At 41.8% G+C, this 18,594-nt stretch carries 16 protein-coding genes; 10 read left to right on the top strand and 6 right to left on the bottom strand.

What is annotated here, in order from left to right; genetic code table 11:
- The first annotated feature begins 298 nt into the window (after nt 1-298).
- The gene (locus PL9631_RS14845) at nt 299-1,066 is read left to right on the top strand and encodes an exosortase-dependent surface protein XDP2 (RefSeq protein ID WP_083621484.1); all 768 of its coding nucleotides are present in this window, start codon (nt 299-301) and stop codon (nt 1,064-1,066) included.
- 76 nt (nt 1,067-1,142) lie between these two features.
- Here PL9631_RS14845 and PL9631_RS14840 read toward each other — a convergent pair whose 3' ends face one another.
- Both PL9631_RS14840 and pheT read right to left on the bottom strand, forming a co-directional pair.
- Nucleotides 1,143-1,412: a YciI family protein gene (locus PL9631_RS14840; RefSeq protein ID WP_083621482.1), complete on the bottom strand. Its 270-nt coding sequence runs from the start codon at nt 1,410-1,412 to the stop codon at nt 1,143-1,145.
- A 37-nt stretch (nt 1,413-1,449) separates the two neighbouring features.
- Nucleotides 1,450-3,891 (bottom strand): phenylalanine--tRNA ligase subunit beta, encoded by a 2,442-nt coding sequence (gene pheT, locus PL9631_RS14835; protein ID WP_083621481.1) that lies wholly within the window; start codon nt 3,889-3,891, stop codon nt 1,450-1,452.
- Nucleotides 3,892-4,224: 333 nt separating this feature from the next.
- On the opposite strand from pheT, the gene PL9631_RS14830 reads away from it, so the two are divergent.
- From PL9631_RS14830 to PL9631_RS14800, 7 genes are all read left to right on the top strand, one after another.
- A complete protein-coding gene (locus PL9631_RS14830) occupies nt 4,225-5,898 on the top strand; it encodes a serine/threonine-protein kinase (RefSeq protein WP_083621479.1) in 1,674 nt (557 codons plus the stop codon).
- The gene (locus PL9631_RS14825; protein ID WP_231516737.1) at nt 5,864-6,664 is read left to right on the top strand and encodes a Uma2 family endonuclease; all 801 of its coding nucleotides are present in this window, start codon (nt 5,864-5,866) and stop codon (nt 6,662-6,664) included. Before PL9631_RS14830 ends, PL9631_RS14825 begins: the two co-directional genes overlap by 35 nt.
- Nucleotides 6,665-6,788: 124 nt before the next feature.
- Entirely contained in the window at nt 6,789-7,106 is a 318-nt protein-coding gene (locus PL9631_RS14820) for a DUF6825 family protein (protein WP_083621478.1), read from the top strand.
- 56 nt (nt 7,107-7,162) lie between these two features.
- Entirely contained in the window at nt 7,163-8,926 is a 1,764-nt protein-coding gene (locus PL9631_RS14815; protein ID WP_083622101.1) for an ABC1 kinase family protein, read from the top strand.
- A 117-nt stretch (nt 8,927-9,043) separates the two neighbouring features.
- Nucleotides 9,044-9,769, top strand: coding sequence for a PP2C family protein-serine/threonine phosphatase (locus PL9631_RS14810; RefSeq protein ID WP_083621476.1), 726 nt, complete (start codon nt 9,044-9,046; stop codon nt 9,767-9,769).
- Between the two features lie 16 nt (nt 9,770-9,785).
- Nucleotides 9,786-10,943 carry an anhydro-N-acetylmuramic acid kinase gene (locus tag PL9631_RS14805; protein ID WP_083621475.1) on the top strand — a complete coding sequence of 386 codons (1,158 nt, stop codon included), beginning with the start codon at nt 9,786-9,788 and terminating at the stop codon, nt 10,941-10,943.
- A gap of 44 nt (nt 10,944-10,987) precedes the next feature.
- The gene (locus PL9631_RS14800) at nt 10,988-11,437 is read left to right on the top strand and encodes a hypothetical protein (RefSeq protein ID WP_197046380.1); all 450 of its coding nucleotides are present in this window, start codon (nt 10,988-10,990) and stop codon (nt 11,435-11,437) included.
- A 148-nt stretch (nt 11,438-11,585) separates the two neighbouring features.
- Here PL9631_RS14800 and PL9631_RS14795 read toward each other — a convergent pair whose 3' ends face one another.
- The gene (locus PL9631_RS14795; protein ID WP_027255584.1) at nt 11,586-11,783 is read right to left on the bottom strand and encodes an NblA/ycf18 family protein; all 198 of its coding nucleotides are present in this window, start codon (nt 11,781-11,783) and stop codon (nt 11,586-11,588) included.
- A gap of 577 nt (nt 11,784-12,360) precedes the next feature.
- On the opposite strand from PL9631_RS14795, the gene PL9631_RS14790 reads away from it, so the two are divergent.
- Nucleotides 12,361-12,708: an NINE protein gene (locus PL9631_RS14790; protein WP_083621470.1), complete on the top strand. Its 348-nt coding sequence runs from the start codon at nt 12,361-12,363 to the stop codon at nt 12,706-12,708.
- 24 nt (nt 12,709-12,732) lie between these two features.
- The gene (locus PL9631_RS14785; RefSeq protein WP_083621468.1) at nt 12,733-13,434 is read left to right on the top strand and encodes a helix-hairpin-helix domain-containing protein; all 702 of its coding nucleotides are present in this window, start codon (nt 12,733-12,735) and stop codon (nt 13,432-13,434) included.
- A gap of 154 nt (nt 13,435-13,588) precedes the next feature.
- Here PL9631_RS14785 and priA read toward each other — a convergent pair whose 3' ends face one another.
- The 3 genes from priA to PL9631_RS14770 all read right to left on the bottom strand — a co-directional run bounded on the left by priA (nt 13,589) and on the right by PL9631_RS14770 (nt 18,432).
- Nucleotides 13,589-16,132 (bottom strand): primosomal protein N', encoded by a 2,544-nt coding sequence (priA, locus tag PL9631_RS14780; RefSeq protein WP_083621467.1) that lies wholly within the window; start codon nt 16,130-16,132, stop codon nt 13,589-13,591.
- Nucleotides 16,133-16,211: 79 nt separating this feature from the next.
- Complete coding sequence (locus tag PL9631_RS14775; RefSeq protein ID WP_083621465.1) at nt 16,212-17,369, bottom strand: sugar phosphate nucleotidyltransferase; 1,158 nt, start codon at nt 17,367-17,369, stop codon at nt 16,212-16,214.
- 217 nt (nt 17,370-17,586) lie between these two features.
- Nucleotides 17,587-18,432: a segregation/condensation protein A gene (locus tag PL9631_RS14770; RefSeq protein ID WP_083622099.1), complete on the bottom strand. Its 846-nt coding sequence runs from the start codon at nt 18,430-18,432 to the stop codon at nt 17,587-17,589.
- Between the last annotated feature and the right edge of the window lie 162 nt (nt 18,433-18,594).

Here is an 18,594-nt window from a genome sequence, read left to right as displayed (position 1 = left end):
TAGTCCCCTAAACCCACCCCAATTTTCTATAATATAAATAGAAGCCTGGCCCTATCTACACAGGAATTTAGTCAATGCTTTAAATAAAAGCTGATCTATATAAAAGTTCTGTAAAACTTCTAGGAATTTTTATAAATGTCTTTGACACGCCGATAGAATTTGTTATTCTGTTATTAATAACTTGTATGTAATAACTCTGGTTGCAACAAATGTCCCCCTCTAAGGAGACACTTCAGAAAACAGAGTCACGAGTTCGGGGTCAAAGCGACCAGTAAGATATTAACACACAGGAGTTCTAATGAAAACCAAACTTTTTACAACCTTAATCTCAACCTTAGCTTTAACCGCGATTTGCGCAACATCTGCTCAAGCCTTTAGCTTCAAAACCAACTTTTCCACAACAGATACCGACAAGTGGAAAAGCGACATCTTTTTAAATTCAGTCGAAGTCGGAAACAAAACCTATAGTGATTTCTCCTTGGTTAAAGATGTAAATATCATCCAGAATGATCTGTGGACAGGTGGGGACACCGGTGGAGCTAGTAGCGACAGAGGAGATAATGCTTCTGGAGTCAAAGCGGAAGATCCAACCGGAAGTAATTTAGCAGCTTCTCTGGGTAATCTGAACCTCAGCAATATTGTCGATACGGAAGACAAAGGCAAATTTACCCTAGACTTGTTCTTTACTAAACCTGTAGATAGTTTCCTATTCTTTGAACGGGGTAAAAATAGTAAACTACAAGTTCAAGCTCTACTAGCAGATGGTTCAACCGGGAAATCCCTTTTATTGGATTCGTCCAAATGGCAACAAGCGGGTTATAGCCTGAATACGACAGAAGTTCCTACCGCTCAAAAAGTTGGGTCTTTAGGCGTCAATTTGTTTGACTTGGGTGTGGAAGATGCTTCCTTGTTTAAAGGTCTGCGCTTAGTCAGCCAGTCCAAATATGTTGGCCCTGACTTTAAAGTGGTGGGTGTGAATGTAGCTGTGCCTGAACCCGCGACTGTATTAGGATTAGGTTTAGTCGGTGCTGCTTTAGCAATGTCTCGCCGCAAAAAAGCTCAGTAAGAGTCTTTATCAACAACTTTAGAATCCTTCCGCCCCGTGAACATTAATCATTCATGGGGCGGTTTGATTTTATTACTTAATAAACTTGAATCCAAGCTTTAACGTCATATTCTGTCCAAATCCCATTTTTCCAATAGGGATCGGACTCAATTAACTGACGTACCGTGGCTTCATCCTCCGCTTCATAAATCCCAAATATTTTAGTAACATCCTGAGTCGGGCCAATGGTTAATAAAACACCCGCCTCCTTTTGTTGTTTTAATCCTTCTAAATGTTCGGCCCGATAGGGTTCTCGTTTTTCCAGAACATTTTCACAATAGCTTCCGAACATGACATATTTTGGCATAATTGTTGCTGATTGATTGTTGATTGTGGACTAATATCTAACTTCTGAGACTCACGTTAAATTGTTGAACTAAAGCCTCTCGGACTTTTTGTTGGAAGGGATCAATATCCGTATCAGTTAAGGTGCGATCGCTCACCCGATAAACCAAACGAAAAGCCAAACTCCGTTGACCTTCGGGTACATTTTTCCCCCGATATTCGTCGAAGACTTCCACCGATTCTAATAAATTCCCGGCGGCTTTGGTAATACAGCGTTGAATGTCGGCCACAGGGATCTCGACGGGGACGAAAAAGGCAATATCGCGATCGCTCGCAGGGAAAGCGGAAAAGGGTTTGAACTTACGGACTAAATTAGAGGGGCGATTCATCCCTTCTAATAATACCGATAACTGGAATTCAAAGGCATAAACTTGATTCGGTAAATCCTGTTTTTGACACAGTTGCGGATGCAATTGTCCGAAAATTCCTAAGCGTTTTCCCTGTAACCATAAGGAAGCTGTGCGTCCAGGGTGTAACAATTCTAGGGTAGATTCCGGTTTATATTCAACTGTTAAATTCAAGCGTTGAAATACCGCTTCTAAAATCCCTTTAGCTTCAAACCAAGTTAGGGTTTGTTCTTGACCACTGCGAACCCAACGGCCAAAACTGCGATCGCCTCCCATAATTCCAGCCACGGCATCTTGTTCTTTATATTGATCTCCTTCTTTCCAGAAAATTCTGCCGATTTCAAAGCCATTTAACGGCCCATTTCCATTTTCTAAATTATAAACAAAGGCATCAATTAATCCGGTTAACATTTCGGTGCGTAAAGCCGAATATTCCACAAACAAAGGATTATCTAAAACAACTTGATTATCCCCCTCTGTTTTAACTAAGGAATAGTGCATTAATTCTGTTAATCCTTCCCCCCGAAATGCCGCCCGAATTTGTCGCGTTGCCACCTGTTCTAATGGGAGATAACCGCATACTCCTTGACGGGGTAAAGTATCACGGAATTGATCATATCCGTAGAGACGGGCAACTTCTTCGATTAAGTCAATTTCCCGTTCTAAATCTCGATAACGATAGGGGGGAACCGTGACTTGCCAAACAATAGAATTATTGTGAGACTTCCTAACTAATTGACATCCTAAAGCCGTCAGGGTTTTCTCTACTTCTTCGGGTAATAAATAGGGAGATTCGGCTCGTTTCAGTTGTCCTAGAATGGCATTAATTCGATCTAATCTTAATGTAATTTCAGGAGTTTGAATTTCTAGGGAAGTGCGATCGCTTTCTTGACGAACAGGAACCCCGGAAGCCAACTCTTTTAACAATAAAATTGCCCGCCGACAAGCCAATTCTAATTCCGCCTGATTAACTCCGCGTTCATAACGGGTAGAAGACTCACTGCGTAAACCTTGCGCCCGGGCAGAACGACGAATTGTAATCGGAGAAAATAGGGCAGCTTCTAACAATATATTTTGAGTTTGGGCAAAAACTTCTGTTTCTTCCCCTCCCATAACTCCAGCTAAAGCTACTGGATAATCATTAGCCGTAATTAACAGATTTTGTTCTTGTAATTTCCGAGTTTGACCATCTAAGGTTTTTATCGATTCATCAGCTTTGGCAAACCGGACACCCACGGTTAAATCTTGAGAGGAATTCACCTGTTTTAGACGATCTAAATCAAAAGCATGAAGGGGTTGTCCCCATTCCAATAAAATATAATTCGTGACATCTACCACATTATTAATGGGACGCACTCCCGCCGATTGTAAACGCCGTTGTAACCAATCGGGGGAAGGAGCAATTTTTACCCCTTTAATAATTGTGCCAATATAGATCGGACAAGCGGTTTTATCAGCAATTTGAATTCCTAAAGATTCAGATTGATTCGGTTGTTCAATTAATAACTCTGACGGTTGAGGAATTCTTAAATTTGCCCCCGTTAAAGCAGCAATTTCCCGGGCAATTCCCACCATACTTAAACCATCGGCGCGGTTAGCCGTTGCCGTGACATCTAAAATGACATCATCTAACCCTAATAACGGTCTAATATCACTGCCTAACGCCGGATTTTCTAAGTTAAAACTGTGGATTCCAGAGGACTCTTTTTCTAATCCCAATTCAGCTAAAGAACAAATCATCCCCTCCGAAGGGACACCCCGCAATTTAGTTTTTTTCAGGGTTAAATTAATTTTAGGCAAATGGGTTCCCAAAACAGCTACCGCCACCACCATTCCCGATGCCGCGTTCGGTGCCCCACAGACAATATTTAGAGGGTCTGGCGCCCCAATATCCACTTGACAAACCCTTAATTTATCCGCGTTGGGGTGTTGTTCGGCTTGGACAATTTTTCCCAGGACAACCCCATCGGCCAAGGAACGTAAATCCTCAATATCTTCTACCTCAAACCCCGCCACCGTTAGGGTTTCCGCCAACTCCTGGGGGGTGATTTCAATATCTACCAGTTCTCGCAACCAATTTAGAGAAATACGCATCGTTGTTCGTTTTCAATGTTCCTAATCTATTGTTGCACCAAGTCGGGTATTGAGTGTTTGTTGTTGATTGATGATTAAGGGATTGAAGCTCAACCCCTGAACTTCTAGGGATTTTGTGTTATAATGAAGGTGTCAATACACTCAAATATTGCGACAAAAGCAAGATTAATGATTAGGAGTGCCTATAAAACGTTTCACATCAAACAAATGCCAATACTTCAAGGGTGGCATGGTTTTTGAAGAATAAGTAGAAACACAAATCAAATATTGTATGGTCTGTCGTGTGGGTTTTGCAAGTTTTCCGTTCACTGGTACAAAGCAATCTCAAACATCATGAGCTACTGTGTCAATCCAGCCTGCCCTCAACCTGAAAATTTAGATGATGCCATTAAGTGTAAGGCTTGTGGCTCAAAATTGCTACTGAGAAACCGCTATCAAGTGGTTCAACCCTTGGGAAAAGGAGGATTTGGAGCGACGTTTCTGGCGGCTGATATGTCCTTACCCGGAAATCCTAATTGTGTAGTTAAACAACTGCGACCCACAGCCACATCAGCCCGCATTTTAGAAATGGCGAGGGAGTTATTTCAGCGCGAAGCCAAAACCCTGGGTAAAATTGGTGATCATCCCCAGATTCCTCGCCTAATTGATTATTTTATTGGGGGAAAACAGTTTTATCTTGTACAAGAATATGTGGATGGTTATACCTTAAAACAAGAGGTTAAAGGACAGGGAGTTTTTGACGAAGCCCAGACAAAAAAATTTCTGCGGGAAATTCTGCCCATATTAGATTATATTCACAGTCAAGAAGTCATTCATCGAGATATTAAACCTGCTAATATTTTACGACGTCGAATTGATCAAAATTTGGTTTTAATTGACTTTGGAGCGGTTAAAGATCAAGTAAACCAAGCCACGATGATGGGAACTGGACAGACAGCTTTTACTAATTTTGCCATCGGCACATCGGGGTTCGCGCCCCCGGAACAAATGGCTTTACGTCCAGTTTATGCTAGTGATATTTATGCCGTTGGCATGACCTGTGTTTATTTGATGACGGGGAAATCTCCTAATTCCTTTGAAAGTAACCAAGTCACAGGGGAAATTTTATGGCAACCCCATTTAGATGTGAGTGATTCCTTTGGGAGTATATTGCAACGAATGTTAGAATTTTCGGTGCAGTATCGCTATCAATCAGCCCAAGATGTTCTGCGAGCCTTAGATTCTGAGTTTACCTATAACGGTCTTTCCGACGGCATGGTGATGCAGCAGAAATCTAACTCAACTTCTAATTCAAAATTACCAACTTCTACGGATGAAGCGACGGTTTTTAATGAAAATACCGGGTTAATGTTGCCTTCAGAACGAATAGGAGGACAAATTCGAGAAAGAAAGCAACGGTCAGACCAGAAAAAATCAGGAAAACTCGGAGGAGATAAGAATATTTATGATCAAACTTCTCTGATGAGTGGTTTTAGTTCCACTCAAGGTGCGCCGGTGAGTATGATTTCGGATTCCCGTAATAATCGCTCTTTAAATTCTAATTCTGCCCCTGTAAATTCAGTCCCAAAATGGAATGAAAATACATTAAAAACAGCCTATACAAAAGGCAGACGAGATTTTGCAGACTGTGAATTAACGGGTTTGAATTTAGAAAATTTCGAGGGGTCTGGCACTAATTTTTATGAATCCCGTTTAAGTAATACAAATTTTCAAGGTGCGGATTTAACCGAAGCCAATTTTGGTCGAGCTAGATTAACAAATGCCAATCTTAGAAATGCTAAATTAGTCAAAGCCTACATGAGTAATGCTAATTTAGAAAAAGCTGATCTTCGAGGTGCAAATCTTAGAAATGCCTGTTTAAATCGAGCTAATTTACGCGGGGTAAATCTCTGTGGTGCAAATCTTACCGATGCCATCGTCACCGATGAACAATTAGCGATGGCTAAACTGAATGGGCGGACAATTAGACCCAATGGAAAACGCAAAGGCTGGTGGTGGTGGTTTTAACATCGGGTCATCAGATATCAGTAACGGGTCTATCTGGTCTTTTGGTGTTCCCTGTCTAAAAACCGAATTGATCCAACCCAATACCGAATCAAAATTGTTAACAACGGAGGCGAATATAATGGCACTCACCCCCCAAGAGATCGCAGATTTAATGCCGGATACAAGTCAGTTAGAAAGTGACGAGCCGGGAATGGAAAGTGATTTATATTATTTACAATTAGCCCTATTAGTTTCTAGTTTAGATTGGCTCTGGAGAGAGCGAGAGGATTATTTTATCGGAGCTAATTTAACCCTATATTATAGTCAAAAACAACTGATAAATCGAGAACTGACGGGCCCGGATTTCTTTGTGGTTAAAAATACCGTTAAAACTCCCCGTCCGTCTTGGGTGGTTTGGCAAGAAGAAGGTCAATATCCCGATATAATTATTGAATTAACCTCCGATGCCACCGCCAAAATTGATCGGGAAGACAAGAAAAACCTCTATCAAAATCGGTTTAGAACTCCCGAATATTTTTGGTTTTCCCCCGAAACCTTAGAGTTAGCTGGATTTCGTTTAAATAGTGAAAATTATGATCCCATTTCAAGCAATGAATCGGGGTTATTCTGGAGTCAGGTATTAGGATTATATTTAGGAATTCATAATCAACAACTGCGTTATTTTAGTCCAGACGGTGAATTAATTGCCACCCCCACCGAAACCGCACTGCAAGCTTTTTCCTTAGTCAACAGCGAACAGCAACAGACGGACGGGTTAGCCGAATAACTGAGAAAACCAGAAAAGACCCGCCGTAGTCCGTCCGTACACCGGTGTTTTTACCCAAACAAAACCCTTAAGATGAGAAAAACGGGTTATAATTTGTTACGGAAGTTAGCAAAACTTAAGTTTTATGAGTAAACCCGCCGTGAATTCGTTTTTTGTTGGCCGTGCCTTAGCCGAGGGACTGTACGAACAACTGGGAAATAGTCTGACTAACGCCCTGAGTGAACTGGGGAAATTTGATGCCGAACAGAAAGAACACCTACGCTCATTTACCCAACAGGTGATGGAGCGCGCCGCCCAAGAAGTGACCACCGTTGTTGGCGATAGCAACTTTCCCAGTTCCAACAGTGAACCTGTAGACTTGCAAGCCACTATTGACGAACTGCGGGCCGAAGTTGCGGAATTGCGCTCCGAACTGCAAAAGTATCGTAATCGCACCGTTTAAACTCTTTTGTAGTCAAAATACGCGCTTATTGGGTTAACTTCATTGTGGAAACGGTTGTGTCAGTTCCTGTTGATCATTCAGTTCGGGGTTCGGGTTCAGAACAACGAATTAATCCGCCTTTAGTCCCCCCTCCCGGCAAAAATTATGGGGGAAAAGCCTACCGTTGGAACCGCAAAAATTATTCCCGTCAAAGACGTTTTATTGATATTTGGACGTTCGTATTGACGTGGTTAATGTGGTTGTGGGTCGATGGTAAAAAATGGAGTTACTGGGGCGGTTTTACCGAAGATAAAAAAAATGCTCGTCGTCGAGCGCAAGCAATTTGGGTTAGAGAAACTTTTTTAGACTTGGGCCCGACTTTCATTAAAGTTGGACAATTATTTTCCACCCGAGCGGATTTGTTCCCGAACGAATATGTCGAAGAACTGTCCAAACTGCAAGATAAAGTTCCCGCCTTCAGCTATGAACAAAGCGAAGAAATTATTCAAGAAGATCTCGGTAAAACCGTTCATGAGTTATTCCAAGATTTTGATCCGATTCCCTTAGCGGCGGCGAGTTTGGGTCAGGTTCACAAAGCCCAACTGCATTCGGGGGCGGATGTGGTGGTCAAGGTTCAGCGCCCAGGACTCAAAAAATTATTTGAAATTGATTTAGCGATTTTACGGGGGATTGCCCGTTATTTTCAAAATCATCCCCGTTGGGGAAAAGGTCGGGATTGGGTAGGCATTTATGATGAATGTTGTCGAATTTTATGGTTAGAAATTGACTACCTGAATGAAGGTCGCAATGCCGATACCTTTAGGCGTAATTTCCGCAGTTGTGATTGGGTGAAAGTGCCGAGGGTTTCTTGGCAATACACTTCCCCCCGAGTTCTGACTTTAGAGTATCTTCCCGGGATTAAAATTAGCAATTATGAAGCCTTAGAAGCCTCGGGACTCGACCGGAAAGCACTGGCACAAATGGGAGCCAAAGCCTATTTAGAACAACTTCTCAACCATGGTTTTTTCCATGCTGACCCCCACCCCGGGAATATTGCCGTCAGTCCCGGGGGAGAATTGATTTTTTATGATTTTGGTATGATGGGACAAATTACGTCCAATCTGCGGGAAAAATTGATGGAAACCCTGTTTGGCATCACTCAAAAAGATGGCGATCGGGTGGTTAAATCTTTAATTGCCATGGAGGCGATCGCACCTACGGGGGACATCGGCCCGGTACGTCGGTCGGTTCAGTATATGCTGGATAACTTCATGGATCAACCGTTTGAAAATCAATCGATTGCCGCGATTAGTGATGATTTGTATGAAATTGCTTATGACCAACCGTTTCGTTTTCCCGCCACCTTTACATTTGTGATGCGGGCATTTTCTACTTTAGAAGGAGTCGGAAAAGGACTCGACCCCGAATTTAACTTTATGGAGGTGGCACAGCCGTTTGCCATGCAGCTTATGTCTAATGGAAATCTTCCCAATACTGCCAATAGTATTTTTAATGAATTCAGCCGCCAAGCGGTTCAAGTTGGTTCGTCGGCTTTTGGATTACCTGGACGCATTGAAGATACCCTCGAGAAACTCGAACAGGGAGATATCCGAATGCGGGTGCGTCTGGCCGAAACTGACCGGGCCTTAAGACGGATGAGTAATGTCCAAATGGGGACGAATTACACCGTCCTGATCGCTGCCTTGACTCTATCAGCCACACTGTTATTCATTAGTGATAAAGTGGGATTAGCTCTGTTTGTAATATTCTTAGCTGTTGCCCTGGGGATTACTTTCTTGAGACTATTACGACGGATTGATCGTTTGGATCGAATGATGTAAATATTTCATCTACTCGTCAACTGTTTTGTAATCCGGCTAAGTGATTCTCCTGGGTAAATATAGGGAAATTGGATAACCCAACCCGCTTGGGAGTTAGAGGTAAATCTTTACTTGTTTATGAAACGTTATTTTGCTGGAATGACGGATACGGGCAATGTTCGTAACGTCAACCAAGATTCTTATTATATTGATCCTGATGGCCGTTTTTTTATTGTCGCCGATGGTATGGGTGGACACGCCGGGGGTCAGGAAGCTAGTTCGATTGCCACTCAAACCATTAAAGAACACATCCTGAAGCATTGGGATAGTTCTAAAAAATCGGACGCTATTCTCAAAGAGGCGTTTGTCGCCGCTAACCAGGCAATTTTAGACGAGCAAGACAAACATCCTGAACTCAGAGATATGGGAACAACGGCAGTTGTGGCTTTATTCCGGGATCAGGACAGTCCTTGGTTTGCTAATGTGGGTGATTCCCGTTTATATCGTTTACGCGGACATCAGTTAGAACAAATTACAGAGGATCAAACTTGGGTTGCCCAAGCCGTCAAACGGAATGCTTTAACTCAGGATGAAGCTCGCACCCATGCTTGGCGTCATGTTCTGTCCCAATGTTTGGGACGGGCTGATCTCTCGGACATTGCGATTGCTCAGATGGATGTCCAGTCGGGGGATTGCCTATTATTATGTAGTGATGGCCTGACGGAAGAACTCCCCGACGGGATCATTGCTTCCCATCTCAAATTGATCCGAGCCTGTGATACCGCAGCCACAACCCTAATTAAAGCGGCCAAAGATCGGGAGGGCAAGGATAATATTACGGTGATTGTGATCTCAATTGATTAAATAAATAGTTAATCCCATGCGTGTGATTGGTTTGATTAGTGGGACTTCCGTGGATGGGATTGACGGGGCCTTGGTTGAAATTTCAGGTTCGCCGGGGGATCGGTCGCTGGAATTCTTGACCGGAGCCACGATTCCCTATCCTGCGGAGTTGCGATCGCAAATTTTAGACTTATGTGGGGGAAAGCCTGTATCCCTGGCAGAATTGGCTGAATTAGATGATGCGATCGCTCAGGTTTTCGCCCATGCTGCTTTAACTCTACAACAGTCCTCTGAACCTGCGGAACTAATTGGCTCCCACGGTCAAACGGTGTTTCATCGTCCCCCCCAAGGAAATCAACTGGGTTACAGTCTGCAACTGGGACGGGGAGAGGTGATCGCCCGGTTAACAGGTTTAACCACCGTCACTAATTTTCGGGTAGCGGATATCGCCGCCGGAGGTCACGGCGCGCCCCTAGTTCCGATTCTCGATAACTATTTCCTCCGCCATCCTCAGTATGATCGCTGCATTCAAAATTTAGGGGGTATTGGCAATGTTACTTATCTTCCTAAAACCGAGCACCCGATCTTAGGCTGGGATACGGGGCCGGGAAATGCCTTAATAGATTTAGCGGTACAGTATTTTTCTGGAGGCTCTCAAACATACGACCGGGATGGAGCCTGGGCGGCTACGGGAACCCCCTGTAGGGCCCTAGTTGAACAATGGTTAGAGCAGGATTTTTTTCAACAACCGCCCCCGAAATCAACGGGACGGGAATTATTTGGGGTGGAATATTGGCAACGCTGTTTAAGGGAAGCTGAACTCTATAATTTAAGTCCGGCGGATATTTTAGCCACCTTAACGGAATTAACCGCCGTTTCGATTCATCACAGTTATTATCAATTTTTACCCCAGTTACCCGACCAAGTTTTATTGTGTGGGGGGGGTAGCCATAATCACTATTTACAACAGCGTTTACAAACTTTATTCGCCCCGATTCCCGTTTTTTCCACTTCCGAACTAGGCTTAAATGCTGATTTTAAAGAAGCGATCGCTTTTGCTGTTTTAGCCTATTGGCGACTATTAGAAATTCCGGGAAATTTACCCTCGGTAACGGGCGCGGTTTCCGAAGTTTTATTGGGAGAAATTCACCCGGTATTGACCCCCAACGTGATAAGATCCACATCAATAACTTAAATCGATAGGATTTTTTCAATCTTGGTGCAAATAAGGGTGGCACTGTGGCTCACACATTTTTGATGGAATCTGGTCAATGGTTAATAGAAGGACATTGGATTGATCGGAGTCAAATGCCAATTTCCCTTCGCGGAAAAACGGTGGTTGCTTGGCATCAAAGCGACTGGTTTAGTATGGTGACAAAATTAGTTTTCCCCAATAGCGATCGCGAAGACATTATTTTACAGTATCGGGGACGATTAGATGGTAATGAAAGAGAATATACGTTTGTTTTACAACATAGTCAACTCGGTAAAATTGAAGGCGAAGGTTTAATTAACCCCGAATCTATTGTCCAACGTTATCGGGTTTTAGGGGATGAACGTCAACGTCGGAATGGCTTTGAAACCATCAGAAAAGTTGATTCTAATCACTACTATTATTGCAGTGGAATTATGGCGGGGCATTCTTTGAATTTAATTAGTGTGATGGAAGCGACCTTAGAACGCAAATAATAAATAGGTATTCAAGGTTGATCTTAAAGATCAATTTTATCCCAAGTGAGTTGACCTCAGCAGTTTGATAGCGCGTTATCCTTGACTTGTTTCCGAGGGACGGAAACAAGTTAAAGGTAGAGATCGCCGACTGAAATCGTTTCAAGGTCTACTCCTGAGCAAAATTGGGTTCGAGTCCCCAATGGTGTTTGAGAAAATGTTGATACATATTTTCTCTGACCATCATGTGTTCATAGAGATTGATTAGAAACTCCTGAGCCTGTTCGGGACTCATTTGACCGACTTGCATCTTGAAGGAAGTTAGGTTGAATTGTTGCTCAAGAGATAATTCTGCGGGTTGGTTCATGGGTGACTCCTTACGGGTTCTCCAGTATTGTTAACAAGTGTAACAAGTATTTGACAAATTGTCTACTATCCCCTAGGAAGATATGTATTATTATGAAGATAGCAAATATTTTTAGACGTGGTGTAGCATAGGATACGAGTTTTGACTACAACCCCCCAAGATCCCAAGACTCAGGGGGAATTGAAGACTTATTAATTGCGGAATCCTTTAATTTGGATGTGTTAAAGTAATATAGGGGATTTGAAAATCTTATAGATTTTTTATATTTGACTCATAAGGATGTGTAATTCAAGATGACTCTTTCTCAGACTAATCAACCTAAGCCCTTGTGGAGTCGATTCCGTTTCCTGTCCTACGGTGTACTGGGTCTTCTGATTTTCTATTTCAATTCAACTTGGGATTCTAATATTTTTGTTAAGGGATATTTAACACTCCTAGAAGTACAAACTTCTATGGTTTTGTTATACTTTATGATAGGTAGGTTTTCCAAAAGCCCAACCCGCAAAATCGATCTTTAATTCCTACTGATCTGACCTAGATTAGTCTTTTGAATATTTTAAATTCAGGAGAAAACATAATGAAAAATAAATTCTTAGCTGCCTTACTCGCTTTCTTTTTAGGTGCATTTGGGATTCATAAGTTTTATTTAGGGGAAAATTTTGGGGGAATTATCTATCTCCTATTTTCTTGGACTTTTGTTCCCGCTATTCTTGCCTTCTTTGATTTTCTGGGTTTATTATTAATGTCTGAGCAAACCTTTAATGCTAAATTTAATCCAGGTTTTTACAATGCCACTTTAAACGGGACTAATTCTCGTCAGGATGTGACCATCGCCATTGCTCAATTGAAAAAACTCTATGATCAAGATGCGATTACCGCCGAAGAATATGAAGAAAAACGTCGCAAATTATTAAATGAATTGTAAATATTAATAGGAGTGACATTCAAGGTGTCTAATCTATCCCAATGGTTTCAGAAAACCCCGCAGTGGTTATACTGGTCTTTGTTTCCCGTATTAGGAGGGTTAGCCATTGTTTATGCTGGTAGTAAAACCAAAACTCAATCCTGGGTTTACACGGGTTTAGGGTTTGTGGCAGCGGCTTTTATCTTATCAAATAGTTCTTTGAGTGGCATTCTTTGGATTGCTCAAATTGCCACGGCGATCGCCCTAAAAAAAGAATTTCTAGCTAAAACCTATCCTAATTCTTTAACCAACTCCCATGACTCCCACCTGATTAAATTAATTGCCAAACATCGAGATCAAATTGATATTAATAATTGTTCTAAACATGATTTAGTTCATGGCTTAGATTTACCGATTGTTTATGCTAATGAAATTGAGGAAATGAAACGCGAAGGCTATAATTTCACGAGTTTAGAAGAACTCTCGGAATTAATTGGAATTCCTGAAGCCACGTTAAACCGAATTGAGCCTTTAGTTTCATTTGGGTTTGATATGAATAAAGAAATTCATCATTCCTGGCGAAGGTTAAATGTTTTATCCATGGATGAATTAGTGAGTTTAGGACTCCATCTCAATGCGGCTAAAATTATCGTTTTAGAACGTCAACAGCGCGGCAGTTATAAGTCTTTTCTCGATTTTAAAAAACGGTCAAAACTGCCCTTACATTTATATCGACATCTTTTATAATAACGTTGTTGGGCTTAAGCCCCTACTCAGAGCACTGCATCGCGACAACAAACTATCTTATCTCCCTGATAATCCTACTTCATTCCTTTGTGTCTTAGTGCCTTTGTGGTTCTTTTTCACTAGATTAAATCCCCAATATAATTAATGATAAACTCTACAAATGCAGAGGATCAATATCAATCGTAATATAAACAGAACCTGAATTAAAATCAGAAAATTTAGGTAAAATAATAGAAGAATCTTGAGAGGTTTTGAGCAGAATTTGCCAGCGATAACGGTTAGCAACTCTCAGAATAGGAGCCGGAGCCGGGCCTAATAATTCAAAATCAGAATCAAGATTATTTTCCAATAAAAACTCTGCCAATCTTTGGGCAATTTGTTCAACATCTTGCTGATTAAAACTACTTAAACGTAATAGTATTAAACGACCATAGGGCGGATAATTTAACTCCTGTCGCTGTTGTAATTCCATAGCAACAAAAGACTCATAATCATGACGTTGTACCGCTTGAATTACCGGGTGTTCTGGGGTGTAGGTTTGTAAAATTACTCGCCCGGGATCATTGCCCCGTCCCGCCCGTCCCGCCACCTGTACTAAAGTTTGAAAAGCCCGTTCACTAGCACGATAATCTGATAAATGTAATAACCCATCTGCTGATACAATTCCCACTAAACTAACGGACTCTAAATCTAATCCTTTAGTTAACATTTGAGTTCCCACTAATAAATCCGCTTCTCCATTGGCAAACTGAGTTAATAGGGTGCGATGGGCATTTTTTCGAGAGGTAGTATCACTATCAAATCGAATACATTTCAACTCAGGAAATAACCGATTTAATTCTTCTGTAACCCGTTGAGTTCCACTACCAAAATGTTTAAAATAAGGAGAGTCACAATCGGGACAACGTTGGGGATAGAGTTGACTATAATTACAATAATGACATCTTAAAAGTTGGGCGGCGTCGGGATGTTCGTGATGATAAGCGAGGGAAACATCACAATGGGGACATTCCATCACATAACCGCAACTGCGACAGGAAACAAAGGTACTATGCCCCCGACGATGAATAAATAATATTCCTTGTTGACGAGTTTCTTTTAATTGATGTAGGGCGGTTTGTAAATCATAACTAAAAATAGAGCGATTTCCTTGGCGCAATTCTTGACGCATATCGACTATTTTTATAGGTGGCATGGGTCGCGCTTGAATGCGTTCGGGAAGGGATAAATAAAACCGATTTTGTTGAGTTTTTTGTTTAATTTCTAACCAACTTTCTAAGGAGGGAGTTGCTGATCCTAAAATTAAGGGACAATTTTCTAATTCTGCCCGCCACCCCGCAACTTTTCGAGCATGATAACAGGGAGAAGGTTGATCTTGTTTGAAACTACTATCATGTTCTTCATCTAAAATAATTAATCCTAATTTCGGTAAAGGTGCGAAAATAGCCGAACGAGTTCCGATAATAATTTGGGGTAAACCTAAAGTCATATTCCGCCAAGTATCATACCTTTCTCCATCGGAAAGAGCACTATGATAAACAAAAACTTGTTCACCAAAACGGGCGCGAAATCGGTCGGTTAATTGGGGAGTTAAGCCAATTTCAGGAACTAATACTAAGGCGGATTTTCCGATATTTAGAATGGGTGCGATCGCTTGTAAATAAACTTCTGTTTTTCCCGAACCTGTAACCCCATGTAATAATATTTGAGCATAACCAGATAAACAGTTAATTGCTTGTAAAGATTCCGTTTGATATTGATTTAATATTTTCGGCTGATCGGAAGTTTGAAAAATACCTTGCTCTTGTCTTAAAACTTCCCGTTCAGTGATAATAATACAGCCTTTTTCGGCTAAATTTTTTAATAAATTAGAACTGGTATTACAAATTTTAATTAAATCATTAAACCAAAGTTCTCCCCCCTGTTGCTTGAGGACTTTAATCACCAGAATTAAAACTTCCTGTTGACGAGAAGTTAGATCTAAGGGGATAATATCATCAACTAATGTCACCGCTTGTTTTAATTTAGGACGGGGGGGACTAGGGGGTTCTAAATAACTTTCAATCCATTTTCGTTGTAATAAATCTTTTAATCCTCGGGGAGAATTAATCACATTTTGTTTTAAATATTTCCAAGTACAATCTCCGGTAGCTGAAGATTGCAACAATTTTAAAATAGAAGCCGCGGCCGGATTTAAAAATAATTGAGCATCCTGGGGAAGTGTTTCAGGAATTAAACGGATGCGACGTTGACTTTTGCCTAATAATCCCGGGGGTAACGCCGTCCGAATCACTTGAATTAAGGGAGTTTGATAATAATTAGATACCTGTTGTAAGAGTTGCCAATAAGTTGCAGGAAAAAAGCCATTACAAATAATATCTTCAACGGCTTTAACTCTATTTTCAGCTAAATCAGGAGGTAATTGATCCATTGATCGGATCGCAATTCCGCCTAATTGTTGATTCCCAAAGGGCACACTAACAATATCTCCAGGTTTGATGATTAAATCTGGAGGAACGCGATAGGTAAATAGTTTTTGTTGTTCCTGTTCCTCCGAATTAAAACCATAAGGAATATCTACTAATACTTCAATAAATCGTTCTGAACCTAAAACAGAATTATCCGAATCATTCTGATAGTAAGATGCACCAGATTCAGCAACAATAAACTTAGATTGATCGCAAGTCAAAGAAGACATCAGCAGTTTTTGTTGAGTGTTAGTATCAAGAAAGGGGCGGGTAACGGAGCCGGAAAACCGAACACCGACACCGCTTAGATTAAGGATTGCCTAATAAATCGACGATTGCTTGTCGTTCAGACGATTCATTATTAAAAGCTTGACGGGTATCGGTAATTAACCAATCCAGAGCCGCCGCTTGAACATCTATAGAGGCTCCCAGCTTATCCACACAATAGCGCCCAAACACTAATTTATCGACTAAACGCACCCCCGGCCCCAAACGGGAATATTCAAAAATCACGCTATTATCCACATAGGCATCGCTGCAAACCCAGCAGTTTGGGCCGATCATTGTCGGGCCAATAATCGTCGCCCCGTCCTCAATCCGAGTCATCCCACCAATATAAACCGGGCCTTGGATATTGACTTTATCCCAATTCACCGCCACATTCAGCCCCGTATATATCCCCGGACGCACCTGTTGACCGGGAATAGAAACATTTTTAATATATCCTAACAGCACACTGCGAATCGCTTGCCAATAGTCGGGGACTTTCCCAATATCCACCCATTCAAAATCCATTGAAATCCCATAAAAAGGAGCCCCAATTTCCACTAAATGGGGGAATAATTCGCTCCCAATATCATATTCACACCCGGAAGGAATATATTTAAAAATCTCTGGTTCAAAAATATAAATCCCCGTATTAATATCAGTGCTGAGGGCTTCATTCACCGATGGTTTTTCTTGGAAGGCTTTAATCCGGCCTGTTTCGTCAGTGACCACAACCCCATAACTAGAAACTTGCTCTTTGGGAACAGATTTCATGACAATGGTGGCAATTGAGCCTTTTTCTCTATGCCATTTTACGGCGGCGGCTAAATCTAAATCGATTAACGCATCACCACATAAAACCACAAAAGTATCATCGAAAAAGGGATTAAAGTCTTGAATTCTTTTCATCCCTCCCGCCGAACCTAATGCTTCTCCAATTAAATTTCCGTCTTCAATTCGTCCTTCAAAAGAATAGGCAATATGAACGCCAAACTTTTGACCATCACGAAAATAGTTTTCAATTTCATCTGCTAAATGACTGACATTGACCATGATTTCGTCAAAACCGTGCATTCGCAGTAATTCCACCAAAAATTCCATCACCGGTTTTTGCAGGATCGGAATTAAAGGTTTAGGAATAGTATAAGTAATTGGACGGATACGAGTTCCTTTTCCCGCCGCTAAAATCATGGCTTTCATGTTCACTTCCTCACAACCCTACGCTATGTTTAAAATTATTCACTCAGATGCAACTGACTGATCAGAATTGCTAAATGCCTGGTATGCACGAAGCCTTTACACAGAAGAACTGCTCCATTCTACAATCTGATCTTTGAGTCTGCTAATCAATTAATAGCCTATCAAGGTTCAGGGTGCTTAATCGGCAAGATCTCAGAAAATTTAAAATAACTCGATTTCATGGCTTTGCAGGTGGTTCAGTCAAGGATCGAACTTTGAGTTCTTGGTAAAATTCCTCTTGAGCTAGTTCCACTTTAGATTGGGCCGATAATAATAATAATGCCCAAAACACTCCCACGCGATCATGATTGGGGCTATGCTGAATCGGGTTTTCTTCCGGGGGCGAGGGTTGTTCTGATTGCTTCATCTCCAACCACAGGCTTAATAACTGCTCCAAATCAAACCATGCTGGAGTTTGTTGTGATCCTGAGTTCAAAAGCTGTTCGACTTGTGCCGCCATTTCTACTAAATTTTCTTGATGGGCTAATTCAGCGATCGCCTTGGCGGTGGTGGCTCTGCTTTTAGCAGTATTCGCCCGGGGACGGGGACGGGCTTTTTGGGCGGCAATGGTAGCGGCCATCAGTTGCAACTGTTCAATCAGTTCTTGCAACGTCACTTGTCGTTTTTGGGGAATTTTGGCAACTGCCCGCCGCCGGATTTGTTTTTCCAGTTGTTGGGGGCGTTGAATCCCATTCCCCTCATCTTCAGGGTCTAGGAACTCCTCCCCCTCCATTGTGCCAGCATTCGGGTCTAGGGTTTCCGTCGCCATCAAGCTATCAGCCTTGAGCAAGACTAACATCGAGGCATACAAAAATGCCTGACCGGACTGGGACAACTCGGCAAAATTATTGCTAGAGCTTGATTCCTCTGGGGGGGTCAGTTTACTCAGATAACGGTCAATCACATCAATTACCTGCACATCCCAAGGATCAATTTCCCCCCGTTGTGCCAAGTCAATTAGGAGAGCAATCCCCTCTGAGAGAGCCGTTAACGCATCTTGAGGGGTGGCAAGGGGTGGGGGAATGGGTTCGATGGGGTTAGGGCTATAAATTGCAGAATCGCCTGAAATCACTGAAGGTACAAAGCTCAGTAGTTCGCTGAATATTTGATTATTGTAGACCAAAACCTTGATTCATGGGTAATGGGTAATGGGTAATGGGTAATGGGTAATGGGTAATGGGTAATG

This window comes from Planktothrix paucivesiculata PCC 9631 (assembly GCF_900009265.2).
GTDB classification, from domain to species: Bacteria; Cyanobacteriota; Cyanobacteriia; order Cyanobacteriales; family Microcoleaceae; genus Planktothrix; species Planktothrix paucivesiculata.
This window is presented reverse-complemented; position numbering and strand designations above follow the sequence as displayed.